Origin of the sequence: Desulfovibrio sp. 1188_IL3213, assembly GCF_036763145.1 — a bacterium.
GTDB lineage: Bacteria > Desulfobacterota > Desulfovibrionia > Desulfovibrionales > Desulfovibrionaceae > Desulfovibrio.
In genome coordinates, this window is sequence record NZ_JBAIYR010000174.1 from 1 (window position 1) to 4678 (window position 4678).

At 54.9% G+C, this 4678-nt stretch carries 4 protein-coding genes and 1 pseudogene; all 5 read left to right on the top strand.

The features are described 5' to 3' along the window. The first annotated feature begins 197 nt into the window (after positions 1-197). On the top strand, positions 198-458 hold the full coding sequence (locus tag V6C16_RS08150; protein WP_333535520.1) for a hypothetical protein: 261 nt from the start codon (positions 198-200) through the stop codon (positions 456-458). Positions 459-1726: 1268 nt separating this feature from the next. Beyond that, complete coding sequence (gene hflK / locus V6C16_RS08155) at positions 1727-2890, top strand: FtsH protease activity modulator HflK (RefSeq protein WP_333535519.1); 1164 nt, start codon at positions 1727-1729, stop codon at positions 2888-2890. Further along, the gene (gene hflC / locus V6C16_RS08160; RefSeq protein ID WP_333535518.1) at positions 2890-3738 is read left to right on the top strand and encodes a protease modulator HflC; all 849 of its coding nucleotides are present in this window, start codon (positions 2890-2892) and stop codon (positions 3736-3738) included. Before hflK ends, hflC begins: the two co-directional genes overlap by 1 nt. A 35-nt stretch (positions 3739-3773) precedes the next feature. Then, the gene (locus V6C16_RS08165) at positions 3774-4466 is read left to right on the top strand and encodes a LexA family transcriptional regulator (RefSeq protein WP_333535517.1); all 693 of its coding nucleotides are present in this window, start codon (positions 3774-3776) and stop codon (positions 4464-4466) included. Positions 4467-4468: 2 nt separating this feature from the next. Continuing rightward, a pseudogene (locus tag V6C16_RS08170) lies at positions 4469-4678 on the top strand (lytic murein transglycosylase); the annotation flags it as partial.

Consider the following 4678-nt stretch of genomic DNA (forward strand, 5'->3'; position numbering starts at 1 on the left):
CGGCAGCGGCAGCGGGCAGCTGTTGGCCGCGCTCCTTCTTTCAAGTGCTGGTCAAAGGTCTGACAGGGGGGCCGGAAACCGGGCGGGCCGCTGACCGGCGGCTCTGAAACCATGCCGTGCGGGTGGAAACGGCACATATCTTGCTCTGTTTCATGACAAGCACACTGCGGCGGCAAAAGCTGCCGCAAGGAGAAGTCATGAACAAGACAGCCGGCGCTACCGGTATTCCTTATATTATGCTGAGTACAGCCCTGGCGGGCAGCGCACTGCTTTTCGGTCTTTTGCTCTGGCAGGGCGGGCATGATTCCAGCCGTCGGGATTCTCTGGCCTATACTCCGGGTTTTGCCGTTCAGGCCGATGTGGTGGAGGTGGTCAGGGTGGTTCCCCTGGCCGGGGCCAAACTGCGCAGCCCCAGCGTTGATGTCGACTCCGGGGCCGTGGTTCAACTGGCTTACTAGGCACTGTTGTCAAGTCGTCTTTGACGGTAAGCCATCATGAATAAAAGCCTTTTTGGGGCAGCCATGTGCCGTCATGCGGCGTGTTCTTGTGTTGACGTTTTTTTTGTTGCTGACCCTGCCGAATATTGGTAAATTAATTCCCTAGCGCTTTACTTGTGAAACGCTTCAGATGGTCGCGCCACTCCCTCCTGTGGTAATTTCAACACTGCCGTGGCCCAAGTTCCTTCTGCTGGCTGCCACACAACTGGGCCTGTCTGATCCACCTCCCGACCGCACCCCTGATCGCGCCTGCCCTGATGCGCTCCGGCGAGCCGGGCTTGCCACTGTTGCAGCTGCGCCGCTCCAAAAACACTCGACGAACGTGTTTTTCATGCCTCTTTCAAGGGGTGTAACTGTTCTGGCGGGGCTGGCCTTGTAATCATACATATTAATAATATTTATTATCGTTAATAATTATTTGTGCGTGTTCTTGCGAAAAATTATTTATCGAGTACAGTTTTACGGAAAATCTGAAAATGCATCCGGAATATTCAGACATCTTCTTGAAAAACAGCCGTGCGGCAGCACGAATGTGTCATGCCTGACTGTGTAGAGCGGCTTCCCCTCGAGATTGTCCCGACGCCTGCCGGCAGACGCGGCTGCCGAACTGACGCAGCTTGAACCATTGCCCTGAGGTTTGCATGAAGACAATCTTGCCAGATGTTTGCATAGCCAATAACCGTGCTGAGCCCTGTACGCCTGTGAGTATTGAGCCACAAGCGTTAAATGATCTGACAGGCAAGCCGTAACGGATTACTTTTTGAAAAAACGTGCAGTCTGTAACCGGTTTTTGTTTTTTCATGATGTACCATGCGTGATATCGTGCTTGTATTGTTCATAAAAATAGGGATATGAGCTTTTTTGCGCAAGTGCGCATGAAAGTAAAAAAAAAGTTGCAAAGCCTAGCAGTCTCTGGAATACTCTAAAATGTATTCCGTTGACACCTGTATTTGCGCTTCATGCTTCATGATATGAAGTAGTTAGGGGAGAGGCGGGCAAAAGTAGACGATTAACAGACAGGGCTGCCGGTGAAGTGCCGGGCAGGCTTGACGGTGGATATGTTGTATCTTGTTTAGTATGCACTTGCTTACCATGAAAGCATGGCGTTCTTGACCACACCGCATTCATGCCCTATTTTTATCTCTTCACACATATTAAAATCGCAGACATTTTTCAGTCATGATCTGCTGAAATTATGCCGCGAATCAAAAAAAAGGTAAACCTCCGTCATGAATTGGGATTGGGACAAGCTACAGGAAAAAAGGCAACGGCAGCAGGGGGCCAATCCTCCCCCCAAGCCGCCCCGCAACACTGACCTTGACAATGATGAAGGGCAGGACCGGCAGCCCCCGAGGGCCAGACGTTCTCCCTTTAACGGCCGGGGCAGAGGGGACGAAAATCCCCTGAAAAAACTGTCGCAAATGAACCTTCCCAACGGAAAGGCATTTTTATTGATTGGCCTGGCTGTGGTGGGTTTATGGCTTTTGTCAGGTATCTATATAATCAATCCTGACGAACAGGGTGTGGTGCTGCGCTTCGGCAAATATAACCGCACCGAAGGTCCCGGTCCTCATTACGCATGGCCCGCCCCCATAGAAAGCGTGTACAAGCCGCAGGTGACTCAGGTGCTGCGCAGCGAGGTGGGTTTCCGCTCGGTGGGGCAGAGCACCACCTTCCAGCAGGGACAGGTGCGCACCGTGTCTGAAGAGGCGTCCATGCTCACCGGCGATGAAAATATCGTCAATGTGCAGTTCAGCGTGCAATATAAGATTGGCGATCCCGTCCAGTATCTGTTTAACGTAAGCGCGCCCACGGCGCTTGTGCGCAACGCCGCCGAGGCCGCCATGCGCGAGGTCATCGGCAACAGCCAGATCGATTCGGCCATCACTGACGGCAAGCTGAAAATCCAGAGCGAGGCCACGCAGCTTTTGCAGACCATTCTGGATCGCTATGGGGCCGGCATACAGGTGCTGGCCGTGCAACTGCAGGACGTGCACCCCCCGCAGGATGTCATTGACGCCTTCAAGGATGTGGCCAGCGCCAGAGAGGACAAGAGCCGCATCATCAATGAGGCTGAAGCCTACCGCAACGAACTGCTGCCCAAAGCCAGGGGCCAGGCGGCGGCCATGCTCAACGAGGCAGCGTCTTATCACGCCATCCGCGTACGCAATGCCGAAGGCGAAACTTCCCGTTTTGACGCCCTGAGCGCAGAACATCGCAAGGCCCCCAAAGTCACCGAGCAGCGCCTTTACTACGAAACTATGGAAGACATTCTTTCCGGTGCTGACGAAAAAGTGCTTATGGATGGCCCGGCGGCTTCCCGTGCCTTGCCCTACCTGAATCTGCCCGGCCTGGGCGCCCCTGTCGCCCCCAAGGCGTTGGAGAAAAAATAATGCGTACTAATCCTCTGCCAGCTGTCATCGTGCTGCTGCTGATTGTTGTGGTGGGCAGCCAGTGCTTTTTTACTGTGCATCAGACACAGACGGCACTGGTACTTCAGTTGGGCGACCCTCTGGACAGGGTGTACGGCCCCGGTTTGCACTTCAAGCTGCCTTTTATTCAGAACGTGGTGTATTTCGATTCGCGGGTACTGGATTACGAAGCCCGCTCGCGTGAAGCCTTTACGGTGGACAAGAAAGCCATTGTGCTTGACAACTACGCCCGCTGGAAAATTATTGATCCCCTGCAATTTTACCGCACCATGCGCACCATTCCGGGCGCGCAGGCGCGGCTTGACGACGTTGTTTACTCCCAGCTGCGGGCGCTGGTGGGCGCGTACACCCTCACCGAGGTTGTTTCCTCCCACCGTGCGGCCATAATGAAGGAAGTGACAAACAAGGTTTCAGCCTTAATGCATAGTTACGGTGTTGAAGTGCTGGACGTGCGCATCAAGCGCACCGACCTGCCGCCGGAAAACCAGCGTGCCATCTTCGGCCGCATGCGGGCCGAGCGTGAACGCCAGGCCAAGCAGTACCGCTCCGAAGGTGAGGAAGAATCCACACGCATCCGCTCCGACGCTGACCGCCAACGTGCAGTTATATTGGCTGAAGCCGCGCGTGAGGCGCAGATAAAACGCGGTGAAGGCGACGCCAGTGCCGCATCCATCTACGCCCAATCCTATAATAAGGCGCCTCAGTTCTATGCGTATCAACGCTGGCTGGAGGCCATGCGCAAGTCTCTCAAGGAGAACAGCAAGATGGTGCTGGCCAACGAAGCGCCACTTCTTAATCCTCAACATTGATGATGCGGCCTGTCCGCATTATGGAGTTCAAGAACATGCCTGCCTTTGCAGAAATATACGAACGCATCAAACTGGCGACAAACAGCCGCACCCAGGTGGAATTGGCCGAGGTGCTGGATATACGTCAGTCAAGCATCTCTGATGCCAAGCGCCGCAATTCGGTTCCCGGCGACTGGTTTATGAAACTGTTTGAAAAGTTCGGGCTTAATCCGGACTGGCTCAAGCAGGGCATCGGTCCCATGTACCTGCGCACCGAGCAGGGCTATATGCCGCAGGACGCTCCTGCGGCTCTTGCGGAAAACGCCGCCCACTACGGCGATACTCTTGCACGGGGATCCGTTGTCTCTGTTTATCACATGAACTGCGATTATGACGACGAGCAGCCGCGACCGTCACTTGATATGGCGGGAAAAATTTCCCTGCCGCATTCTTTTATGAAAGACGGTCTTGCTGTTCTGCGCATGCGCGGAGCAAACATGATCCCCACTATCATGTCCGATGCCCACCTTGGTGTGGACACTATGGACAGGGACGTGATTTCCGGCCGTGTCTATGCGCTTTTTGCGCCCAATGAAGGCGTGATTCTTCGCCGTCTGTTCCTGAACGGCGCGCAGGACGGGTACGTGCTGCGTTCTGATTCCGCGAACTTCCCCGAAACGACGCTCACACCCGATCTGCTGACCAAGCGCCTGCTGGGACGGGTAGTGTGGGTATTTCAGGATTTATAAGCATGACCGTAAAACTGACCGGAAAAGTTTATTTCGCCACGTTCAGAGCGGTCAGTCTGGTATGCTGCCTGGCTTGTTGTATGCTCGTGGTCGCCTGCGGCGGCGCGCATACCCAGCCTGTTTCGGAATCTGAAAGTGCCGGGCCGGCCCAAGAGGCCGGCCCGGCCAAGGTTGCCGGCCACGCTTTGCCCGCTACGGGTGAAGCGGCAACC